This is a genomic window from Vibrio sp. M260112, assembly GCF_036533775.1.
Lineage (GTDB): Bacteria > Pseudomonadota > Gammaproteobacteria > Enterobacterales > Vibrionaceae > Vibrio.
The window spans coordinates 1-20,848 of the sequence record NZ_JATABH010000041.1 but is presented as its reverse complement, the minus strand read 5'-3'; the positions used below and the strand labels follow the sequence as shown (position 1 = coordinate 20,848).

Sequence of the window (20,848 nt, the reverse complement as noted above, 5' to 3'; positions counted from 1 at the left end):
TTTCGCTTAATTCACATTTTGCTACCAGCTACGCCCCTTTATTGTGATGAATATCTCTTATTGGGTCTGTGTGAGATGAGATTTTAGTGCCTGTTTGCACGAGAAATCATGAAAATTGCACTGCGAAGTAAAACTTAATGTGATCGAGTATGTATATTCATCAATTGTGTATTTTTCTCGACACCTATCTTTAATAAACCAGATATAGGCTAAATTGGTTGACGGTGTGATCTCAATCACCCGAGCTGTGATGTTAGGAAAACTTAATGAGACCTAGATCACTGAGCTACTGGTTGTACGCCCTCTACGCCCTTTGTCCTCCTCCTAAAATGGCTAGGAGTAGGAGGATGTTTTGCCAATCATGTCGATGCACGATATGGCACAGATGGATTGAAACCAATAAGTGAGATTTCTCTAATGAAACCTACGCAACAGAAAAATTTTGATAAAGCAGTGTTCCAAGCTGATGTGAAAAAACACCTTTCAGCGACTTACGCTAAAACTGTAGAAACAGCGACTGCGCGTGAGTGGTACCTAGCAATGGGCAAAGCACTAGCAGAACTAACAACCTTTGACTTGCTTAAGACTGAGCAGGATCCGAAGATCAAAAACGCGAAAAGCGTAAACTACTTGTCATTAGAGTTCCTTATTGGTCGTCTGACGGGCAACAACTTAATCAGCATGGGTTTGTACGATCAAATCACCGTAGCGATGGAAGAGTTGGGTCAAAACCTGACTGACCTTCTTGAAGAAGAGCGTGACCCATCACTGGGTAACGGTGGTCTAGGTCGTCTAGCAGCATGTTTTATGGATTCTTGTGCAGCACAAGAGTACCCAACGGTGGGTTACGGTCTTCACTATGAATACGGCTTGTTCAAGCAATCATTCAAAGATGGTCGTCAGCAGGAAGCACCTGATGCATGGCGCGGTGTTGAAGGCTACCCATGGGAAGTGGCTCGTCCTGAATTGGCACAAGAGATCGGTTTTTACGGTCATGTTGAAGTGACGCATGAAAACGGAAAAGAAGTCCGTAAGTGGGTACCTGGCATGACGGTAAAAGCAATGCCTTGGGATTTGCCAATTGTTGGTTACGAGTCTGACACAGTATACCCTCTACGACTTTGGGAATGTCAGGCTATTGCGCCTTTCTCACTAGCAAGCTTCAACAACGGTGACTATTTCGAAGCTCAGCACGCGCTGATCGACGCTGGTAACATCACTAAAGTTCTATACCCGAATGACAACCACGAGAAAGGTAAGACACTGCGTCTAATGCAGCAATACTTCCACTCGGCAGCGTCAGTTCGCGATATTCTACGTCGTCACGAGCAAGCAGGTTTTGCATTGGCGGATCTGCCTAAGCAAGAGACTATCCAGCTAAACGATACTCACCCAACAATCGCTATCCCAGAATTGATGCGCATTCTTCTTGATGAGAAAGGCTTATCTTGGGATAAAGCGTGGGAAATCAGCTCGAAGACTTTCGCTTACACTAACCACACACTTCTTCCAGAAGCATTGGAAACTTGGCCTGAATCTCTGATCCAGCGTCTGCTTCCACGCCACATGGAAATCATTTTTGAAATCAACCACCGCTTCCTACAAGAAGTTCGTGCAATGTGGCCTGGTGATGGTGAGAAACAAGCTAAGCTATCTATCATTCAAGAAGGCTTCAACCGTATGGTTCGCATGGCTAACCTATGTGTGATTGGTTCATACGCAGTAAACGGTGTTGCCGCTCTGCACTCAGAATTGGTTAAGAAAGATCTTTTCCCTGAGTTCCACGAAATGTACCCAACTCGTCTACATAACGTGACAAACGGTATTACTCCACGTCGTTGGTTGAAGTTCTGTAACCCGGGCCTGTCTCAACTTATCACGGATAAGATTGGCAGCGAGTGGCCGGCGAAACTGGAACTGCTAGAAGGTATTGCTCAGTACGCTACTGACGCAAAATTCCAGAAAGAGTTCATGGCTATTAAGAAACAGAACAAAGAGCGTTTGGCGAAGTGGGTGAAAGACAACATGGGCATCGAGCTTGATACCAATGCGATCTTTGACGTACAAATCAAGCGTCTGCATGAGTACAAGCGTCAGCATCTAGACTTGCTACACATTCTGTCTCTGTACCACAGAATCATTAACGAACCTGGTTTCGAATGCACGCCACGTGTTGCATTCTTCGCAGCGAAAGCAGCGCCGGGTTACCACCTAGCGAAAGAAATCATTTTCGCTATCAACAAGATTGCGGACAAGATCAATAACGATCCGCGTATTGGCGATAAACTGAAAGTGGTCTTCATCCCTGACTACCGCGTGAGCATGGCTGAAATCATTATTCCTGCGGCGGATGTATCTCAGCAAATTTCTCTAGCGGGTAAAGAAGCATCGGGTACGGGTAACATGAAGATGGCGCTGAACGGTGCATTGACTATCGGTACTATGGATGGCGCTAACGTTGAGATTCGTGAAGAGGTGGGTGATGAGAACATCTATATCTTCGGTCTTGAAGTTGACCAAGTCGTTGCGACTAAAGCAGCGGGTTACAACCCTTACGAATACTACCACGCAGATCCTTTGCTAAAAGCGTCACTAGACCTGCTAGTGGGCGAAGAGTTCACACCTGGTCAACCTGGCCTGCTAAGAGCAACGTACGACAGCCTGCTTGATGGTGGTGACCCATACTTATGTTTAGCGGACTTTGCATCATATGTTCAGGCGCACGAGGCGATGGGTGCACAGTACAAAGACCAAGCTGGCTGGGCGAAGAAAGCCATCTTGAATACGGCCTTGATGGGTAAATTCACCTCAGACCGTTCGATTCGAGACTACGTCAATAACATTTGGAAATTAGAAGCGGTATCGCGCTAATTGAACCAGACAAAGCCAAGGCCTAGCGCCTTGGCTCTACTCTTTATAAAGATTTAATAACCCTACATTTTGAAGGTATAAGCAGTCCTTCGGAGAGAGCGATGAAACAAGATAACGCATTAAAACAAGTCGCTGAAATGGCGAGAATTGCCGACAGCTACGTAAGCGCGTGGGGAGATGAAGCAAAAGTTGCTGATGAAACAATTCGTCGACTACTCGCTTCTTTAGGCTATGACACAACCAATGATGAAACTCTTCTAAAATCAGCGGAGAAAAAGCACAAGCAAGAGGTGCTCGCTTCTGTTCAGGTAGTCCGTGATGGAGAGCCAATTGAAGTGGTGCTCAATCTTGGTGCGAGTGCTCGCGAAAGTGAGTTCAGCTGGCGTCTCGATACAGAGCAAGGAGAGGTACTTGAAGGCTATCTTCAATCGCAAATCGTTCGTGATGAGCGCAAAGAGGGTGGCCCTTTAGTGTTTGCATTACCAAGTGATATTGCTTGGGGTTATCACAAACTGACGATTTCTCGTAAACGTCGTAAAGCGCCTTATGAAATGACGCTAATTGTGACGCCAAAAGCATGTTACAAGCAGGATGCTATCGTCGATGGTAAGAAAATGTGGGGTCCAAGTGTCCAGCTTTATACGCTACGCACTCAGCATAACTGGGGTATTGGTGATTTTGGGGATCTGAAACAGTTAGTGGCAGATATCGCTTCCCGCGGTGGTGATTTTGTTGGTCTTAACCCTATTCATTCACTGTTCCCTGCCAACCCAGAAGGCGCGAGCCCATACAGCCCTTCATCACGTCGTTGGTTGAACATTCTCTACATCGATGTGAGCTCAGTACCTGAGTTTTCGCTTAGCATTGAAGCGCAGCAAAAAGTGGGCAGTGCGGAGTTCCAGCAACGTCTACAAAAAGCACGTGAATCTCACTGGGTGAATTACAGCGAAGTCGCGGATCTCAAAATGAGTGTGCTACCGCAGCTGTTTACTGAGTTTAAAAAGCGTCATCTGGATAAAAATAGCGAACGTGCACAGGCTTTCTTAGCGTTCGTCGAAGAAGGTGGCGAAAGCCTAATTCACCAAGCTGCGTTTGATGCTCTGCATGCGGAACTGCATGCGAAAGATTCAAACATCTGGGGCTGGCCAGTATTCCCAGAAGAGTTGCGTAAGTTTGAAAACCGCGCGGTTCAGGATTTTATCGAGCAAAACAAAGATCAAGTACATCTTTACATGTACCTGCAATGGGTGGCTGATATCCAAATTAAAGAGGCGCAGGCTCTAGCAGAAGAGAAAGGCATGTCTGTTGGCTTGTACCGTGACCTTGCCGTCGGTGTTGCGGATTCTGGTTCAGAAACGTGGGCAGATGAAGGTAACCTAGTCATGGATGCGAGCATTGGTGCTCCACCAGATATTCTTGGTCCTTTGGGTCAGAACTGGGGTCTACCACCGCTTAACCCACAAGTGCTTCAAGCAACGGGTTACGATGCATACATCAAGCTACTGCGTGCGAACATGAAGCATTGTGGTGCATTGCGTATTGACCATGTACTGGGTTTACTGCGTTTGTGGTGGATCCCGAAAGGTGAAAACGCGACTCAAGGTGCTTACATTTATTACCCTGTGCAAGACATGCTCGCAATCTTGGCTCTAGAGTCTCATCGCCATCAATGTAGTGTGATTGGTGAAGACTTAGGTACTGTGCCGGATGAGATTGTTGATATTCTGCGTGACGCAGGTGTTCACTCATACAAGGTGTTCTTCTTCGAAACATCAGAAGATGACGGTGGTTTTATCTCTCCAGCACACTACGCTGAACAGTCTATGTCTGCTCTGTGTACTCACGATATGCCGACTCTACGTGGTTTTTGGCACTGTGATGACCTGAAGATGGGTCAAGAGTTAGGCCTTTACCCAGATGCCAAGCAACTAGAAGGTCTGTTTGCGAGTCGTCTAGAGTGCAAGCAAGGTATCCTAGATTCCGTTGCATGGCACGGTTACTTGCCTGAAGGCGTTGGTCGCGATGCTCAGTACGTACCTATGGATTCCTACCTAGCGGAAGCACTGCAACTGCACGTTGCTGCGGGATCTTCGACCCTGCTGAGTATTCAGTTGGAAGATTGGCTGGAAATGGACAAGCCAGTTAACATTCCAGGCACGGTTGACGAGTACCCGAACTGGCGTCGTAAGCTGTCGATGAACCTTGATGAGGTTTTTGCTCATGAAGGGGTAAATCGTATTGCTCATAAGCTCACCGAAGTTCGCGCTAAAGTGAGTAAATAAAACGGATTTACAAGGTGTACATGGAAAATTTTTCGGTCAGGTCACTCTATGTAAACGCCGAATTCGCTACACTGTTGTAACGCTAATTAAGCCCGCTACCTAGCGGGCTTTTTGGGTCATAGAACCCCTTTATATTTCAGCCAAACTCATTTGAATAAAGAAAGTTAGGTTAGGGAGAGAATAACTTGAAAACGACAACGTTAGATAAGGCGACAAAGATATATAACCAACTTTCACACGCGACATTTTCTGACCCTTTTTCTTTCATCGGCCCATTTCTAAGTGGTGAACAAGAGGCATTGCGTGTTTGGATGCCAGGTGCGGACAAAGTTGAGTTAGTTATTGATGATCAACGTATCGAACTTGAACGTGAGGACGCTTCGGGCTTTATCCTCAAACAAAACAAAGATCTACGCTTTAGCCACTATCTATTAGCCGTTGATTGGAATGGAACCGAACAACTGATTGACGACCCATATCAATACCACACGATTTACGCAGAGTATGACGATCTGCATACACCAAAAGAGATGTACAAGCACATGGGTGCTCAATTCATCACTTTGGAACGAGATGGTAAACAGATCTCCGGTATCCGCTTTCTGGTTTATGCACCGCATGCGTCAGCGTGTAGCTTAGTCGGTGAGTTCAACCAGTGGGATGGTCGTCGCACGCCAATGCAGCGTCTCGATTATGGTATCTGGGGTATCTTCATTCCAAACCTCGCTGAAGGCACACAGTACAAGTTCGAATTAAAAGGTCCTAATGGTGAAGGCTTACCGCATAAAGCGGACCCTTGGGGCGCATACTCTGAGCAATATCCATCGTTTGCTTCTGTGACTTATGATCACAACCGTTATCAGTGGAATGATAAAACATGGCAAGAGCGAGAAGTTACACAGAAACGTAAGCAGGCGCTCTCATTTTATGAGCTACACGCAGGTTCTTGGCGCCGCAATGCCGATGGTGATTTCCTTAACTATCGCGAACTGGCGGATCAGTTAATTCCTTATTTAGTCGATATGGGCTATACACACGTTGAACTGATGCCGGTTTCTGAGCACCCATTCTATGGTTCTTGGGGCTATCAGCCGGTTGGCCTGTTTGCGCCAACCAGCCGTTATGGTTCGCCAGACGACTTCAAATACTTTGTTGATCAATGCCATCAGTCGGGTCTTGGCGTGGTGCTTGATTGGGTTCCTGCGCACTTCCCATCGGATGACCATGGCTTGGCGAACTTTGATGGCACGCCACTGTTCCATGATCCTGATCCTCGTCGCGGTTGGCATCAAGATTGGAACTCGTACATCTACGATCTTGGTCGTGAACATGTTCGCCGCTTCCTCGTGTCTAACGCGCTTTACTGGTTCGAACAATTCCATATTGACGGTATTCGCGTTGATGCGGTTGCTTCAATGCTATATCTCGACTACTCGCGCAGTCACGATCAATGGATTCCAAATATCGATGGTGGCAACGAAAACTACGATGCGATCGCGACCCTTAAGTGGATGAACGAAGAAGTTTACAAACACTTCCCGAATGCCATGACCATTGCTGAAGAATCGACCGCTTTCCCTGGTGTTTCTGCGCCAACCTTTATGGGCGGATTGGGCTTTGGCTTTAAGTGGAATATGGGCTGGATGCATGACTCGTTATCATACATTCAGGAGGATCCTGTTCATCGCAAATACCATCACGATACCATCACTTTCCCATTAGTTTACGCTCATAGTGAAAATTACGTTCTGTCTCTGTCACATGATGAAGTGGTTTACGGTAAAGGCTCTATTCACAACAAGATGCCGGGGGATGAGTGGCAGCAAACAGCAAACTTGCGCGCTTACCTCGGCTACATGTATGCACAACCTGGTAAGAAGCTCAACTTTATGGGCGCTGAGATTGGTCAGACTGCGGAATGGAATCATGATGATCAGCTACAGTGGTTCTTACTTGAATTTGAACGTCACCAAGGTGTGCAGAGCCTAACCAGAGATCTTAATAAGCTTTACGCAAGTGAAAGAGCGATGCACGAACTCGACTGCGAACCGCGCGGTTTTGAGTGGCGTCTACAAGATGCGGCAGAAGCCTCGATTTTGGCTCATGAACGTTTGAGTGACAACGGTGAGAGAATTTTGGTGATCACCAACTTCACACCTGTTCCTCACGACAATTTCAGGCTAGGCGTACCTTTGGCAGGCGAATATGAATTGCTGCTCAATACGGACAGTGCTAAATATCATGGTAGCGATTATTCAGTTGCACAACAGGTAACGACCGAGGCAGTAGAAAGTGAAGGATTGGCACAATCTATTTCACTGCGTCTGCCTCCACTAGCGACCGTATTCTATAAGTTTAAATAGCTAAATAATAAGTAACACAAGGGTCAGCTTCCATCGCTGGCCTTTTTTATTGGCTCAGATCCGGCTTAGAATTGTCTTGATAGTTGGGCAATTGCTGTTTGAGCCCTTCAAAGGTGCTGCGAGCGCTCTCTTTAGCCAATTTGTTGATTAGCCAGTTAGGCAGAGCACCGCCAGGATTAGCAAATGCGGTGTACTCTATTAACGTCATTCCGTTGGTTAGCTTTTGCAGTGTCCAAGTCGCTTTCACTGCGGTAATACGGATGTAACCATCTTGTTCGGGCAAACTTGCGGGAGGGGCATCTTTGATATTTAGCGTAAAGCCTATCTCATCCACGGAGTATTTTGAGTAAGTCACCATATCGCGATCTTTGGCGGGCCAGGGAGCGGAAAACTGGGTGTAGACAATGTTTTCGTTTGGTGAGATTTGCCTTACAACGCGGCTGTGACTGACGTTATCAATCCAGTTGGGCACATTCTCCGTGTCTTCTAACAGGGTGACAAAAGCCCCATAACTGGTTGGCGCAAACATACGTGCGCGAATTTCTACCAGTCCATCACTATGATGGCGGGAGAAGATGGTGATTCCGTCTTTGTCACCTTCAAATTGCCAATGGGTTGATGCTTGGCAATAACCGATACCTGATAGTATCAACAGGGCATAAATGAGGCTTTTCCTTAAGCTTGTCATAACCTTACTCAACGATTAATTTCTGATGTAATTCAAGCATACTTACAGTACAGAGCAAAGTCTCCCTATTAGGAAAGGAGACAATTGGCATCCAAGGGTCGAACGGTTAGTGCTGCACGCGTCCGCGCAGGGATTTCGTTTGTGATTTAATTCCCTTACTCTTGAGCCTGCGCTCTTTAGATGCTCTGGTTGGCTTGGTTTCGCGGCGTTTTTTCTGCACCACCATCGCAGAACGGATAAGCTCCGCTAAGCGATTGAGCGCATCCTCTTTGTTCTGCTCTTGGGTTCGAAATTGCTGCGCCTTGATGGTGATAACCCCCTCTTTAGATAGACGGGAATCTTTGAGGGCGAGTAGACGCTCTTTGTAGATAGCTGGCAGAGTAGAATGCTTCACGTCGAACTGAAGATGAATCGCAGAGGACACTTTATTCACGTTCTGACCGCCTGAACCTTGCGCTCGTATAGCGGTCAGTTGGATCTCCCAGGATTGAAGGGTAACGGTATTAGAAATCTTCAGCATTAGGGCTTACGACAAAAACAGACACCGACCTATTTTAGCCTTACTGAAACTCTTCGCCATGGTTTTCGAGGTTCTTATGGCCACACTCCTGACAGACTACATAGCGATCAATCAATTCTAGAGAAGCCAGCGCACCACCGACGGCAGCACCACTAACAAATCCAGAAAGAAAGGCCTTAAATTGTTCCTTTTTGCTTTTACCGTACTTCGACGGTTTCTGCTTTATCAGTTCTTTGTGCTCGGTCTCTTTGGCACATTTTTCACACCATTGGATAGTCATATTATCACCTTATCACCTTATCACTGTCTTGCTGCCAACTGACGAAAATGCCAACGATTACCAGTCTAATGTGAGTGAGTTCATATGTCATCATTGATAAATGGTAATTTATGATTGTAGTGCCGAGTCGCTAGCGGCAGCGATGGTAGACAACTTATGTGGCAATATTTGTTTGGATTCCGAACAAGGGGACCACGTTTACAGTCACCCTACCTGTTAGCTCATGAGTGAGAAAATGAGCATTATAGCCTTAGCCAAGGTAGTGGAGAGTGATAACTGCGCTAGATTTAGAAGGGAACTTGTAACGGTTAGGTGACAGTATGCAAATGAATCCGGTTGGTTGGTTTGAAATCTATGTGAATGATATGCCGCGAGCGAAAGCTTTTTATGAAGCAGTACTTGAAACCTCATTGGAGCATCTCGAAGATGTCGCCAATATGGGGGTCGAGATGTGGCTGTTTCCCTCTGATATGGAGCAGTATGGAGTATCTGGTGCGTTGGCGAAAATGGAAGGCGTCGTAGCGGGTGGCAACAGTACTATGGTCTATTTCTCATGTCAGGATTGTGCGGTCGAGGAATCTCGTGTTGAACAAGCGGGTGGCAAGGTAATGAATAGCAAATTTTCCATCGGCCCGCATGGATACATTGCCATAGTGGCTGACACGGAAGGCAATATGATTGGCCTCCACTCAATGAGCTAAAAAAACGCCCCCGATGTGAGTCGGGGGCGTTAATTTTAGTTGATAGTTGCCGCGGTTTGATGACCCATAGCAATGAGCGTATCGAGGATCTTTTCACCATCGGCACGCAGTCCGTTGTGCTCGTACTCGTTGGTAATCCACGCTTGTGAATTTGGAATCTTTGCCAAGGTTTCACGACTAATGTCCATTTCGACGAACATATCATCAGCGTATACCGCGCAGCTCACAGGTACTTTGTTATTGGCAAGCACATCCGCATGGTACAAGGGGGCCCAATCCTGTTTTGCTGCCAGTTGTTCTGCTGCTTGTTTGAGTGGTTTCAGGCAGTGGTATTGGTCGAACATCCACGGAAACACCATCTCGCCGGTAAAGTAGAATGGCTTTTCTTTTGTGTAGTTAAATTCATCTCGTGTCTGACGAATACGATGAGCACTCCAGTTTGAAGCAAAGCTCTGGCAGTAGATCGACTCATGCAGGATGGCGTAGATAGGATTGGTCTGGAAACCTTGTTCCATCAACATATTATTTAGGAACTCGTAACGAAGTTGTGGTTTGCCATTCACCTCAATCAAAGCATTTTCGAGCGCATAGTAAGTTGGCAGGAAGGTATCACTCATGCCGAAGTTGATACCAATCTGCTGAAATTGCTCAACCGTGAAACGCTGCCCGTTGGGCAGAAACTCATCGTTCTCAAGCAGATGGTCGGCAATCTGCTTACACAGTTGCTGCGCTTGCGGAAACTGTTTGAAGAAAGCTTGGTTCTTTTCCATCGTACGCTTGAACGTGGCCTGATACACCTCGTCAGGATGACGGTGAATAGATGGCACACCTCCAGTGATGTAGCTACGAGAAAGGCTTTCAGGGAACAGTGACAGGTAAGTAAGTGAACAAAAACCACCAAAGCTCTGACCGAGAATCGCCCACTGGTTAATACCAAACTGTTGACGAATAAATTCCGCGTCACGAACGATATTGTCTGCACGGAAATGACTTAGGTACTCAGCTTGCTGCTCTGCCGAGAACGGAGCCAGAGTTTGATGGGTGATCACAGAACTATTGCCGGTACCGCGTTGATCGAGGAGTAACACTCGGTACTCTTGTAGGGCACGTTTTACCCAGCCATTGTGACCATTCTGGCGTGGAGACGGGAACCCCGGTCCACCCTGAAAATAGACCAGCCAAGGCTTAGTGCTGTCGCCATCGGCGACCTGTGATAGTTCACGAGCAAAGATTTCAATTGTCCCTTGTGCGCTGTCTGCGTAGTTTAAGGGTACTTGGAAATAGTGCGGAGTGTATTTAACACCAGCATCAATAAATGGGTGAGCTTTCATAATTATTATCAGGACTTCCGTGACTTGTGGATGGCGTATCTTATCCTGATGCGGAACAGATACCAATCGCTGTTTGATGAGTGAGGCATGTGTTCAGTGTCAGCTAGCCGCCAGTGTCTAGCTGTACTCATTCAAATTTTTCAAACAAGCTGTTCGCTTCTGCCCTCTGTATGAAAGGCATATCGCTCTCTAAACTACACCTATCAAGTTATCGGGAGGCGATCATGGCGAATCGAGTAATCAAGCAAATCATCCGCACTCATGCGACATCTGATGGTGATGGTGTGAAAATCCAACGTGTCGCTGGGTTTAACAATACACAATTTTCACCATTTTTGATGGTCGATGAGTTGAAATCGGATCAACGTAAAGACTATGTCGGTGGATTTCCTCCACACCCACACCGTGGCATTGAAACCCTAACCTATATGCTCAAAGGCCACTTTCAGCATCGTGATCATATGGGAAATGTTGGTGAACTTCGCAGTGGTGGTGCGCAATGGATGGCGGCGGGTCGTGGCGTTATCCATAGCGAGATGCCCATTATGGAAGAGGGCGATTTGCACGGTTTTCAAATTTGGATTAACCAGCCTGCCCGAGACAAAATGAAACCCGCGCAATATTTTGACTTCCAACCAGAAACCATCACTGAACATAGCGGTGATGAACTTGGATTGCTGCGGGTATTAGCTGGAACCTTAATTGCCAATGGTGAGATGTTAACGGGGCCGCTAGACAGAACAGGGGTGGAACTGAGTGTTTCTGATTGGCGTTCTGAGCAAGGACAGCAACTTTCAATTGAGGTGCCAGAACACTTTAACATGATGGTTCTTAGCTATCAGGGCTCTGTCGCTATTGATGGTCAGGTAGTCAATCAAGGTGAACTCGCTCTGTTGAGCAAGGGGGACAAGGTGTCTCTGACCAACCTCGCATCGGGTGGGGTACTGATCTTTTCTGGTCAACCGATCGATGAGCCTGTTGTTCATTATGGGCCTTTTGTCATGAACAGCATGGCTGAAATTGAGCAAACCATTCGTGATTACAACGCTGGTGTGTTTGAAACATATTAACTGAACCTTTGTGACCGCCATTCGGTCACTGACGACAACCCCAGAGTAATTGGAGTCACGACCGGATCTCGAAGCTAATCAAGCATGAACAACGTTCTTTCTAATCTGCCAATTTCTCTCAATGCTTTAGCTAATCCATTCTGTTTGGGGTAACCCTAATGCGCCCAACTGATCTTCTTGTCCCTCACGATAACGCTTTTTGATTTCTCCGCGTAGACCATAGCAAACGGCTCTAGCGACAGCGTGTCGACCCTCCCCCCTATTGAGTTGTGTTAAGATCCGGCGACGATAATCCTCGTCGTCTATATAATTAAGCAAGTACAATGTTTTGTTGACTCTGCCGACTTCCATGATGCCCTGAGCTAACCAGTTCTGATGCTCGAATGGTTCCAAGCTTTAATGAACCGACTGTACGCATCATTTCATCCCACTGTTCTTTTGCTTTTGAAAGAGTCGTACAGCTTCGAGCCAAATCATCTAACGGTCCATAGGCAGCGGACTTATCTACTCGCCAGAATACTGCTTCTCCTGCATCAGCCAATCGAGGGGAGAACTGATACCCTAACAACCAGAATAGCCCAAATATAATATCGCTAGCGCCGGCAGTATCTGTCATTATCTCTATGGGGTTGAGCCTCGTCTGTTGCTCAAGTATTCCCTCCAATACATATAATGAGTCTCGTAACGTTCCTGTCACGATGATACCTTGAAAACCCCGTGAGGTACGGGGCATTACTCATTTCGATTCCGATTTACGCGCTTGGCGGAGTACCTTCACCATTCGATACAATCGCATCCATTTGCACTAGCGCACCAATTGGTAACGCGGAAACTCCAACCACTGTTCGCGCTGGAAGCTCTTCTTCAAAATAACTTGCGTATATTTCATTGACTGAGTCCAGATCCGCCATATCTGTAAGTTGGATGTTTATCTTAACGATATCATCCATCACATGACCGACACTTTCTATAATCGCCTTTAAGTTGTTCAAGCACTGCATCGCCTGTTCTTTTGCGCCAACCGCAACGACAGCTTTTGTAATTGGGTCTATAGGCAACTGCGCCGAAAGATTGTTGTAATGCGAAAATGCGACAGTTTGCGTCGATAGTGCGTGGCTAGGGGCGTTTTTAGTGTTGTTTGCTCTGATCACAATGCCATGTCGATCTTCTACCGCTTGTGGAGGAGTGCCGTCACCATGTGAGACTGTGGCATCTATCTGCACTAGCGCATTCATAGGTAAGCCCTCTGCAACCATCAACGAACGAGCAGGCATGTAACTTACCGCTCTGGCTATTGCAGAGTCAGGGAAGAAGGTGCTGTACACTTCGTTAATTGCTTCAACGTCTTCAAGGCTTGAGACCTGAATATTGATCTTAACGATATCGTCAAATGGAGCATCAATGCTTGCTAGTACCGCTTTGAGGTTTTTAAGACATTGAACAGCTTGCTCTTTGGCGTCACCCGCAACAATATTCCCCGTTGCTGGAACAATCGGTAGTTGAGCTGACAAATGGTTATAATGGGAAAAAGCAACAGTATGTGTTGATAGCAAACATGCTGGTGCATCAGCTGTATTTTTCGCCACTTTAACCAAATCACACGCTTCTTGAGGATAAGTTCCTTCACCATTAGACAACACCGCATCCATCTGAACTAGCGCTCCTTCTAGTGGCAGCGCCGAAACCGCAAGCACGGTACGCGTTGGGAAGTAGCCTTGGAAGAATGAAGAATACACTTCGTTTACAGCATCGAGATCCTGAATATTTTTAAGATATACGTTCACTCTGACGAGATCATACATGCCGTGACCAATGCTTTCGACTATAGCTTTAATATTCATCAAGCACTGCTCTACCTGCGCTTTCACGCCACCTAAAATCAACTTTCCAGTTTTAGGACTGACAGGCAACTGAGCCGAAATATTGTTGTAGTGGGAAAACGCAACAGATTGCGTCGACATCTGATTTAATGGGGCGTTATCAGTGTTTCTTGAAACTTTTTTGATACCGATACTCATGTCGATATTTCTCCTTGTATGGCGACTCGTAGAAGTGCTTATTTTTAGGAAGCTTTAAACCAATCACCGGAAGCAAATAATTAGCCCTGCTTCTCGCTGGGGAAACAGGGCCATTTAAGTCTTGTTTTGCTGCTACTATTTAAACGGGGCAAAACAAACTGTCATCGAACGTTATAGGGTACTTAGGAAACCATTGATCTTATCTTCGTGATGCTTGATGGTTTCTTGCGTTGGGATAACCGAATCTTTATGCGTGAAGTAAACCAAGATAGCCATTTGAGCCGTCAGACGGTTTTCAGCTTCATCGAATGCCACGGAGTATCCACTCTCTAGTGCGCCACGAGTCACTTCTTCTTTGTCGTTTGCTGGCAAGCAGTGAAGAAGCATTGCGCCAGGACGAGCTTTTGCCATCAGCTCTTCAGTGATGACGTAGTCCGGCATAAATGCCGCCAAGCGCTCTTCTTTCTCGTCCATCTGAGTCACCCAGTAGAAGCTGTCGCCGTAAACCACATCACAATCACTGATACGTTCCACGTCATCGGTAATTTCAATCGTACCGCCAGACTCTTCACAGAAGTTGAGCGCCATATCAATCCATTCTTGCTCCATATGGTACTTCTTAGGGCCAATTTGCTTAAAGCCCATACCATATTTTGCACAAGTCAGCATCAAAGAACGACACACATCCGTAGCATCACCCATAAACGCCAGCGTTAAGTCAGATAGCTTACGTCCGTCGGTAATATGCTCTCTGATGGTGTATAGGTCAGCCAGCATCTGGGTTGGGTGGAAACGTGTGTCAAGGCCATTGATAACCGGCACTGTCGACATGTTTAGCAAACCATCCAAGGTTTCAGGGCTATTGGTACGAGCCATGATGACGTCACACATACGTGATAGAACGCGAGAGGTATCATCAATCGACTCTTTACCTCCTAGGTGAATATCTTTCGGCGAAAGGAACAGCGCGTGACCACCCAGTAAAGTTGCGGCTACCTCAAACGATACGCGAGTTCGTGTAGAGCCCGCTTCGAAGATCATACCCACTGACTTGCCTTTAAACAGTTGTGGAATCGCATTGTCTTTACGTGCCTGCTTTAGGTACGTCATTAACTCCATCATGTTATCCATCTCTTCAACAGAGAAGTCTTTCATTGATACCATGTGCTCAAGGTTTGCTTTGTTCAGTTCAGTCGCGCTAGAAGAAGGTAATTTCATAATATATTCCTATTTTTCGTCGTTTCACGGTGTCGTTTAAGTCGATCTCGTGATGATTTCGTTTCGGTTGGATTTAAACTTTGTTGTTGCTGTTTTTATGTTTGAGGCGATGACCTCAGGTTATATTCTTGGTACTTGCTGAGTAATGCAGTGGATATTGCCGCCACCGAGCAAGATCTCTCGCGCTGGAATGCCATTAACCTCATAACCTGGGTAGAGTTCTTCTAGGATTTCAATCACGTCGTCGTCATAGCGTTTATCCAGCAATGGCAATACTATTTGCTTATTGGTAATCAGATAGTTGGCGTAGGATGCCGCTAATCGCTCACCCGCTTCACGTTCCATCCCTTCTGCAATATCAATCCCTGCTGCTTCATCGGCAGACATATACAAAGGACCTGGCATTGGCAGCTTGTGTACTTTGATTTCTCGCCCTTTAGCATCGGTTTGGCTTGTGATGTAGTCATACGCTTCTCGGCTGATTTCATACTGAGGATCGTTTTCATCATCACACCAAGTCAGCACGACTTCGCCCGGCTTAACCACATGTAAGATGTTGTCTACATGGCCATTGGTTTCATCATTATAGAGACCACGAGGTAACCAAATCACTTTCTGAACATTGAGGTATTCACACAGCACTTTGGTCAGCTCTTCTTTACTCAAGTCTGGATTACGGCTTTCATGCAATAAGCACTCTTCCGTTGTATAAAGCGTGCCTTCACCATCCACATGGATTGAGCCGCCTTCCAATACGATAGGTGCTCGATATCTTGAGTCTCGGATGGTTTCACACATTTTTTGTGCGACTTGATTGTCTCTGTTCCAAGGTGAATACAAACCATCAACGAAACCACCCCAAGCATTGAATTCCCAGTCAACTCCGCGACGCTCTCCCTTATCATCAACGACGTATGTCGCGCCAATATCACGCATCCATGAGTCATCGGTTGAGACTTCTAGAACTCGAATATCTTCAGGTAAGCGAGACACCGCGTTATCGTATTGAGTTGAGCTCGCGAGCATCGTCACTGGTGTAGTTTTACTGATCTGCTCGGCAACCTCCGAGAACACTTTCTGCGCTGGTTTCGCTCCGTCGCGCCAGTTATCTGTACGCTCTGGCCATGCCATCCAAATTTCATTGTGTGGCTCATGCTCACCAGGCATTCTGAAACCATCATGTTTTGGTGTGGTATCAATAACTTTCTTCATTGCTCTATCCTCCAACTTAAGCTTGAGCTTGTTTATTTTCTGCAGTGTCGCCAGAGCTACCCTCTTGCTCGCTTTGTGCTTTTTTGTGCTTGAGAGCCCCCAACAAAATCCATTCACCAATCAAGACTGTCGCGATAACACCAATCAAAACTGGCCCTGTGTATCCCCAATCTGCCACCGTGAGATCGAGTGCCTCAGGGAAGATAAATAGAACCACCGCTTGGAAAATCACGAAGAAGCACACAATCGACATCAGCCATTGAGCGGGCATACCTCCCGGCACTTTGAATGGGCGCTCACGTTGGCCATCAACCACACGCAGCTTCAGATACGCTGGGAACATGAACAGATAAGGAAGTAAGAAAATGCAGCTTGAGAAAGCGAAGATAGACCAGAACAGATCATCGTTACCTTGAGCAAACAACGCGTACGACAAGATGACAACCGTTGAGACTATGCCTGTAATGTTGTTCGCGCCAATTGGAGAACCCTTCTCTGATACTTTTGCCACTGGAGCAGGCAGTTCACCTTCTTGAGCCGCTTCTGCTGCCGCACGGCTTGCCCCCATCGTCCAACTCACCATGTTGCCGATAAGCGTGAGTAGAGCGAACGTGCCAAAGACGTAAACCATTGCTGTGCCAAACGGACCTTCACCAAATAAGGTTTTAAAGGTGTCGATCAGGCCAGCCACAAGTCCAATGCTCTCAACAGGTAACGCCATCAAAATTCCAACAGTACCGAAGATGTATAGGAAAGCGGTGATACCGATGGAAAGGAAAACAGCCTTAGGCATGTCACGGACGTCTTTCATCTCTTTGGTCATCGTCGCGACAAGCTCGAAGCCCATTAGGTTGAAAACAATGGCAGGTAGAAATGAGACCGCTGAATCTAATGAAGGCATCATTGCTGGCAAAGTGAACTCATTGGCAACGCCGTTTTTCATCGCGTAGATAAATCCGCCTACACCTAATGTGCTGATTACGATTATTTTTAATACCGCGCCAGTGTTCGTTACCCACACGCCAATATCAGCAGACACATTACAAATCCATACCGTTAGCCAAGTTAACAAGATACAAATTGCGATCTGCCCCCATAGCGACAAGCCCGGCATAAACAGCTCTGCGAACATACCCGCGAACATGATGTAGACGGCAGGCATCCACAAGCCTACGTTGATCCAATAAAACCAAGTGGTTCTTACTGCCCATTTAAAATTGAAAGCTTGTTTTACCCAATCGTAAATCCCCCCTTCTCCTGGATAGGCGGTGCTTAACTCTGAAGTGATTAGTCCGTAGGGAATAACAAAGAAGACCAGCATTAGCACCCACCAGCCAATAGCGCTAACGCCAATACTTGCTGACGCGGTTAATGTGTCGACTACTAGCACAGCACACAGTGTAAAGAGTGCTATCCCAGTGACCCCCATTTTTCCTTGCGTTTCGTTGCTCATCGCTTAGCTCCTTAATATCTAATTCGGAACTTATTAAACGGCAAAGCGATGAAGTGAACTGGGATGAAAATTGAATATCGGTTTTGGGGAAGAAAACTCAGATTACAAATGAAATAGAACCGACAAAAACTGGATAAAAAGCAACCAAACACTGAATGATTGATTTTCATCAACAAAAGTACTGTTTATTTATTGAGCGTCTTAAGTTGAAAACAAGATCACATATCCGATTGAATTCGCGATTATTTTCACTTTCTGTGATGGGGTGGCAACTAAATAGACTCACTTTTGAGCAGAAATCGAATTGTGATTTTTATCGCCAATAGTACTCTGATATTTCAATAGAGTATCTCCATCTTACGTGGCTTTTAGCCAGTCATTATTTGGAGATTAAGAGATGTTGAAGCCTATTATTGTTGTTGCGGTCGGTGGTAATGCGCTGCTGCAACGCGGAGAAGTAATGAGCTGTGAAAACCAGCAAAAGAGTATTGAGCAAACAGCAAGTTCATTAGCAGCCCTGAGTAAAGATTATCGCTTGGTTATCGTGCACGGTAATGGCCCTCAAGTGGGATTACTCTCTCTACAGAATGATGCTTATAAAGAGTGCCCGCCGTATCCGTTTGATGTATTAGGCGCTGAAACCCAAGGTATGATCGGCTACTTAATTCAACAGGGGTTAAATGCTGCAATCGAAGACCGCTTCACCACCACAATACTGACGCGCATCGTTGTTGATGAAAATGACCCTGCGATCGCAGACCCAAGCAAATTTATTGGCCCTGTCTATACCGAGCAGCAAGCTAAACTGCTGGCTGAAGCCAATAATTGGGTCGTAAAACCAGACGGTGTGCATTGGCGCCGAGTTGTTCCATCTCCTGCACCTAAAGAAGTGTTAGAAATAAAAGCAATTAAAGACTTACTAGAGAAAGAGCATCTTATTATTTGTGGCGGCGGTGGCGGCGCACCAGTTATCGAAAAAGACGGTGCCTATGTCGGCTTTGAAGCTGTGATTGATAAAGATATGACAGCCGCATTGATTGCCGAAGAAATTGGCGCAGAGCACTTACTGATCCTAACGGATGGCACTCATGTGTGTTTGGATTGGGGCACGCCACAAGAACAAAAGCTAGAAAGAGTATCGGTTAACGAGATGAAGGGATATCACTTCCCTGCAGGTTCGATGGGGCCTAAAGTCGATGCATGCTGCCAATTTGTGGAAAATACCAAGCAACATGGTCATATCGGGGATCTTTCCTGCGCACTCGAAATCATTGAAGGGAAATCAGGCACACATATCCAAGTGTAGTTTTGATCAAGCTCGGTTTTTGCCTAGATATTCATACGCACTAAACAAAGGGTTAATGACGTCAAACTTCATATTGATAAGATTGATTTTTGAGCATCAACCCTTTATTTTTTAATCTGCTTTGACAATAAGTGACGACAGTTTTATGCGAAAAGTAACAACAAAAGAGAAACTTACAAAAATCCATAACGCCGTTGCTCAATTAATGGAAAGGCGCGAAGCGACAGATATCTCTATGTACGATGTGGCAAAAGAATGCGGTATGGCCACCTCAACCGTTTATCACCACTACCCGAATATCGAGAACCTATTTCATAGCTTATTGGACGATGTGTTTACCGATTTCGACTCACTACTTGGTCAATGTATCGATGCCGACAAAGTCACCCATTGGACTGATATCAACCGTATGATCGAAACCGCTTATGTGGATTACTACAACAATAATCCAATCGCGAGAAAACTGATTTTAGGTCGCCACACTTTTACTGAACTTGGTCACGCTGACACCAAACATGATTTAACATTGGGTAAAGAAGTCGAAGCAATCTATCGTCAATTCTTCGATGTCCCCCAGTTTACCCAACCCATCAATGTATTCGCTATTTCACTGCAAGTCGCCGACAAGATATATTCACTGTCTTACCATGAACATGGCTATATTACCCCTGAACTCGCTAACGAAGCCCTTCGTTTAACGGAGTCTTACCTTCAGCTTTATATTCCGCATATTTGTCAGAAGTCGGTTTGGGGCGGTTAAGTAAGTTAAATTGCTGTACAAAAAATGTTCATGAAAACCCCTTAAGCAAATCACTCAAAATAAGTCCTCGAACGATACCTCAGCGAATGATTAACCTATAGTCTCCAGCCATTTCACCAATAGGGTAAAGCATGATGCGATAACAAAGATCCAGATGCCAATGCAATTAACCCACATAAACAGTCTGAATTTTTTAGATTTAGTGGTCACTCTATGCCTGATAAAAGGATAGGCATAGAGTGACCCATCAATCGAGTTCCAATTGCGTAGGACATTTGATAGTTCCATTTCATATACCCTTGTTCGTCGTAATATTTATCTAAATCCCCTGATCATTGAAAATGCTTGATTTTATTTAGAATCAGGATCATGCTACGAACCATGAAAATTACACTGACTTCTCAACAGAAACTGCAACTCGAACAAATGCACGACATTGAACGTGATAGTCGAGTTTGCGACCGTATTAAAGCGGTTTTGCTGGCTTCTGAAGGCTGGAGTCAGACTATGATTTCACAAGCTCTTCGTATTCATGAATCGACCGTTGCACGTCACCTCAGTGACTACGTACTTTCTGAAAAACTTAAGCCTGAGAATGGCGGAAGCCAAAGCAAGCTTTCCGCTATTCAAACCATGCACCTAATCGAGCATTTGTCTGAGAAAACCTATTCTCATACTCATCAAATTGTCGCCTACGTTAAAGAGACATTTGGACTTGATTATACTGTTTCTGGTATGAACAAATGGCTTCACCACAATGGTTTTAGCTACAAGC

The 20,848-nt window shown here is 45.8% G+C and carries 16 protein-coding genes and 2 pseudogenes; 8 read left to right on the top strand and 10 right to left on the bottom strand.

Annotation, left to right across the window (positions count from 1 at the left end):
- Window positions 1–417 precede the first annotated feature (417 nt).
- The 3 genes from QTN95_RS15640 (at window position 418) to glgB (ending at window position 7,516) form a co-directional block, all read left to right on the top strand.
- Window positions 418–2,871 carry a glycogen/starch/alpha-glucan phosphorylase gene (locus QTN95_RS15640; protein WP_331418092.1) on the top strand — a complete coding sequence of 818 codons (2,454 nt, stop codon included), beginning with the start codon at window positions 418–420 and terminating at the stop codon, window positions 2,869–2,871.
- Between the two features lie 101 nt (window positions 2,872–2,972).
- Entirely contained in the window at window positions 2,973–5,153 is a 2,181-nt protein-coding gene (malQ, locus tag QTN95_RS15635; RefSeq protein ID WP_331418091.1) for a 4-alpha-glucanotransferase, read from the top strand.
- A gap of 185 nt (window positions 5,154–5,338) precedes the next feature.
- Window positions 5,339–7,516, top strand: coding sequence for a 1,4-alpha-glucan branching protein GlgB (gene glgB / locus QTN95_RS15630; protein WP_331418090.1), 2,178 nt, complete (start codon window positions 5,339–5,341; stop codon window positions 7,514–7,516).
- A 46-nt stretch (window positions 7,517–7,562) separates the two neighbouring features.
- Here glgB and QTN95_RS15625 read toward each other — a convergent pair whose 3' ends face one another.
- From QTN95_RS15625 to QTN95_RS15615, 3 genes are all read right to left on the bottom strand, one after another.
- A complete protein-coding gene (locus QTN95_RS15625) occupies window positions 7,563–8,204 on the bottom strand; it encodes an START domain-containing protein (protein ID WP_331418089.1) in 642 nt (213 codons plus the stop codon).
- Between the two features lie 106 nt (window positions 8,205–8,310).
- A complete protein-coding gene (gene arfB / locus QTN95_RS15620) occupies window positions 8,311–8,724 on the bottom strand; it encodes an alternative ribosome rescue aminoacyl-tRNA hydrolase ArfB (RefSeq protein WP_138971256.1) in 414 nt (137 codons plus the stop codon).
- A 40-nt stretch (window positions 8,725–8,764) separates the two neighbouring features.
- Window positions 8,765–9,004, bottom strand: a complete 240-nt coding sequence (locus tag QTN95_RS15615) for a hypothetical protein (RefSeq protein ID WP_331418088.1) — start codon at window positions 9,002–9,004, stop codon at window positions 8,765–8,767.
- Window positions 9,005–9,324: 320 nt separating this feature from the next.
- On the opposite strand from QTN95_RS15615, the gene QTN95_RS15610 reads away from it, so the two are divergent.
- Window positions 9,325–9,705, top strand: coding sequence for a VOC family protein (locus tag QTN95_RS15610; RefSeq protein ID WP_331418087.1), 381 nt, complete (start codon window positions 9,325–9,327; stop codon window positions 9,703–9,705).
- Between the two features lie 35 nt (window positions 9,706–9,740).
- Here QTN95_RS15610 and QTN95_RS15605 read toward each other — a convergent pair whose 3' ends face one another.
- Window positions 9,741–11,036: an alpha/beta fold hydrolase gene (locus QTN95_RS15605; protein WP_331418086.1), complete on the bottom strand. Its 1,296-nt coding sequence runs from the start codon at window positions 11,034–11,036 to the stop codon at window positions 9,741–9,743.
- Between the two features lie 221 nt (window positions 11,037–11,257).
- On the opposite strand from QTN95_RS15605, the gene QTN95_RS15600 reads away from it, so the two are divergent.
- Window positions 11,258–12,106 (top strand): pirin family protein, encoded by an 849-nt coding sequence (locus QTN95_RS15600; RefSeq protein WP_427020226.1) that lies wholly within the window; start codon window positions 11,258–11,260, stop codon window positions 12,104–12,106.
- A gap of 77 nt (window positions 12,107–12,183) precedes the next feature.
- Here QTN95_RS15600 and QTN95_RS21290 read toward each other — a convergent pair.
- The 6 genes and pseudogenes from QTN95_RS21290 to QTN95_RS15575 all read right to left on the bottom strand — a co-directional run.
- A pseudogene (locus QTN95_RS21290) lies at window positions 12,184–12,265 on the bottom strand (Tn3 family transposase); the annotation flags it as partial.
- Between the two features lie 51 nt (window positions 12,266–12,316).
- Window positions 12,317–12,839 (bottom strand): annotated as a pseudogene (locus QTN95_RS15595) (Tn3 family transposase); the annotation flags it as partial.
- A 19-nt stretch (window positions 12,840–12,858) separates the two neighbouring features.
- Window positions 12,859–14,124 (bottom strand): RidA family protein, encoded by a 1,266-nt coding sequence (locus tag QTN95_RS15590; protein ID WP_331418084.1) that lies wholly within the window; start codon window positions 14,122–14,124, stop codon window positions 12,859–12,861.
- Window positions 14,125–14,295: 171 nt separating this feature from the next.
- Window positions 14,296–15,342 (bottom strand): ornithine carbamoyltransferase, encoded by a 1,047-nt coding sequence (gene argF / locus QTN95_RS15585; RefSeq protein ID WP_331418083.1) that lies wholly within the window; start codon window positions 15,340–15,342, stop codon window positions 14,296–14,298.
- A 120-nt stretch (window positions 15,343–15,462) separates the two neighbouring features.
- Entirely contained in the window at window positions 15,463–16,554 is a 1,092-nt protein-coding gene (aguA, locus tag QTN95_RS15580; RefSeq protein WP_331418082.1) for an agmatine deiminase, read from the bottom strand.
- Between the two features lie 16 nt (window positions 16,555–16,570).
- Entirely contained in the window at window positions 16,571–18,007 is a 1,437-nt protein-coding gene (locus QTN95_RS15575; protein ID WP_331418081.1) for an APC family permease, read from the bottom strand.
- Between the two features lie 397 nt (window positions 18,008–18,404).
- Between QTN95_RS15575 and arcC the strand changes: the two genes are divergently transcribed.
- The 3 genes from arcC to QTN95_RS15560 all read left to right on the top strand — a co-directional run.
- Entirely contained in the window at window positions 18,405–19,313 is a 909-nt protein-coding gene (gene arcC / locus QTN95_RS15570) for a carbamate kinase (protein WP_331418080.1), read from the top strand.
- A gap of 145 nt (window positions 19,314–19,458) precedes the next feature.
- Window positions 19,459–20,073: a TetR/AcrR family transcriptional regulator gene (locus QTN95_RS15565; RefSeq protein WP_331418079.1), complete on the top strand. Its 615-nt coding sequence runs from the start codon at window positions 19,459–19,461 to the stop codon at window positions 20,071–20,073.
- Window positions 20,074–20,454: 381 nt separating this feature from the next.
- A partial coding sequence (locus QTN95_RS15560) for a helix-turn-helix domain-containing protein (RefSeq protein WP_331418078.1) occupies window positions 20,455–20,848 on the top strand: 394 nt, incomplete at its 3' end.

Coding starts and splice junctions, on each gene's coding strand:
- arcC (WP_331418080.1), top strand. CDS start 18,405: ATGTTGAAGCCTATTATTGTTGTTGCGGTCGGTGGTAATGCGCTGCTG.
- QTN95_RS15575 (WP_331418081.1), bottom strand. CDS start 18,007: ATGAGCAACGAAACGCAAGGAAAAATGGGGGTCACTGGGATAGCACTC.
- arfB (WP_138971256.1), bottom strand. CDS start 8,724: ATGCTGAAGATTTCTAATACCGTTACCCTTCAATCCTGGGAGATCCAA.
- QTN95_RS15605 (WP_331418086.1), bottom strand. CDS start 11,036: ATGAAAGCTCACCCATTTATTGATGCTGGTGTTAAATACACTCCGCAC.
- aguA (WP_331418082.1), bottom strand. CDS start 16,554: ATGAAGAAAGTTATTGATACCACACCAAAACATGATGGTTTCAGAATG.
- argF (WP_331418083.1), bottom strand. CDS start 15,342: ATGAAATTACCTTCTTCTAGCGCGACTGAACTGAACAAAGCAAACCTT.
- QTN95_RS15615 (WP_331418088.1), bottom strand. CDS start 9,004: ATGACTATCCAATGGTGTGAAAAATGTGCCAAAGAGACCGAGCACAAA.
- QTN95_RS15565 (WP_331418079.1), top strand. CDS start 19,459: ATGCGAAAAGTAACAACAAAAGAGAAACTTACAAAAATCCATAACGCC.
- malQ (WP_331418091.1), top strand. CDS start 2,973: ATGAAACAAGATAACGCATTAAAACAAGTCGCTGAAATGGCGAGAATT.
- QTN95_RS15625 (WP_331418089.1), bottom strand. CDS start 8,204: ATGACAAGCTTAAGGAAAAGCCTCATTTATGCCCTGTTGATACTATCA.
- QTN95_RS15590 (WP_331418084.1), bottom strand. CDS start 14,124: ATGAGTATCGGTATCAAAAAAGTTTCAAGAAACACTGATAACGCCCCA.
- QTN95_RS15610 (WP_331418087.1), top strand. CDS start 9,325: ATGCAAATGAATCCGGTTGGTTGGTTTGAAATCTATGTGAATGATATG.
- QTN95_RS15640 (WP_331418092.1), top strand. CDS start 418: ATGAAACCTACGCAACAGAAAAATTTTGATAAAGCAGTGTTCCAAGCT.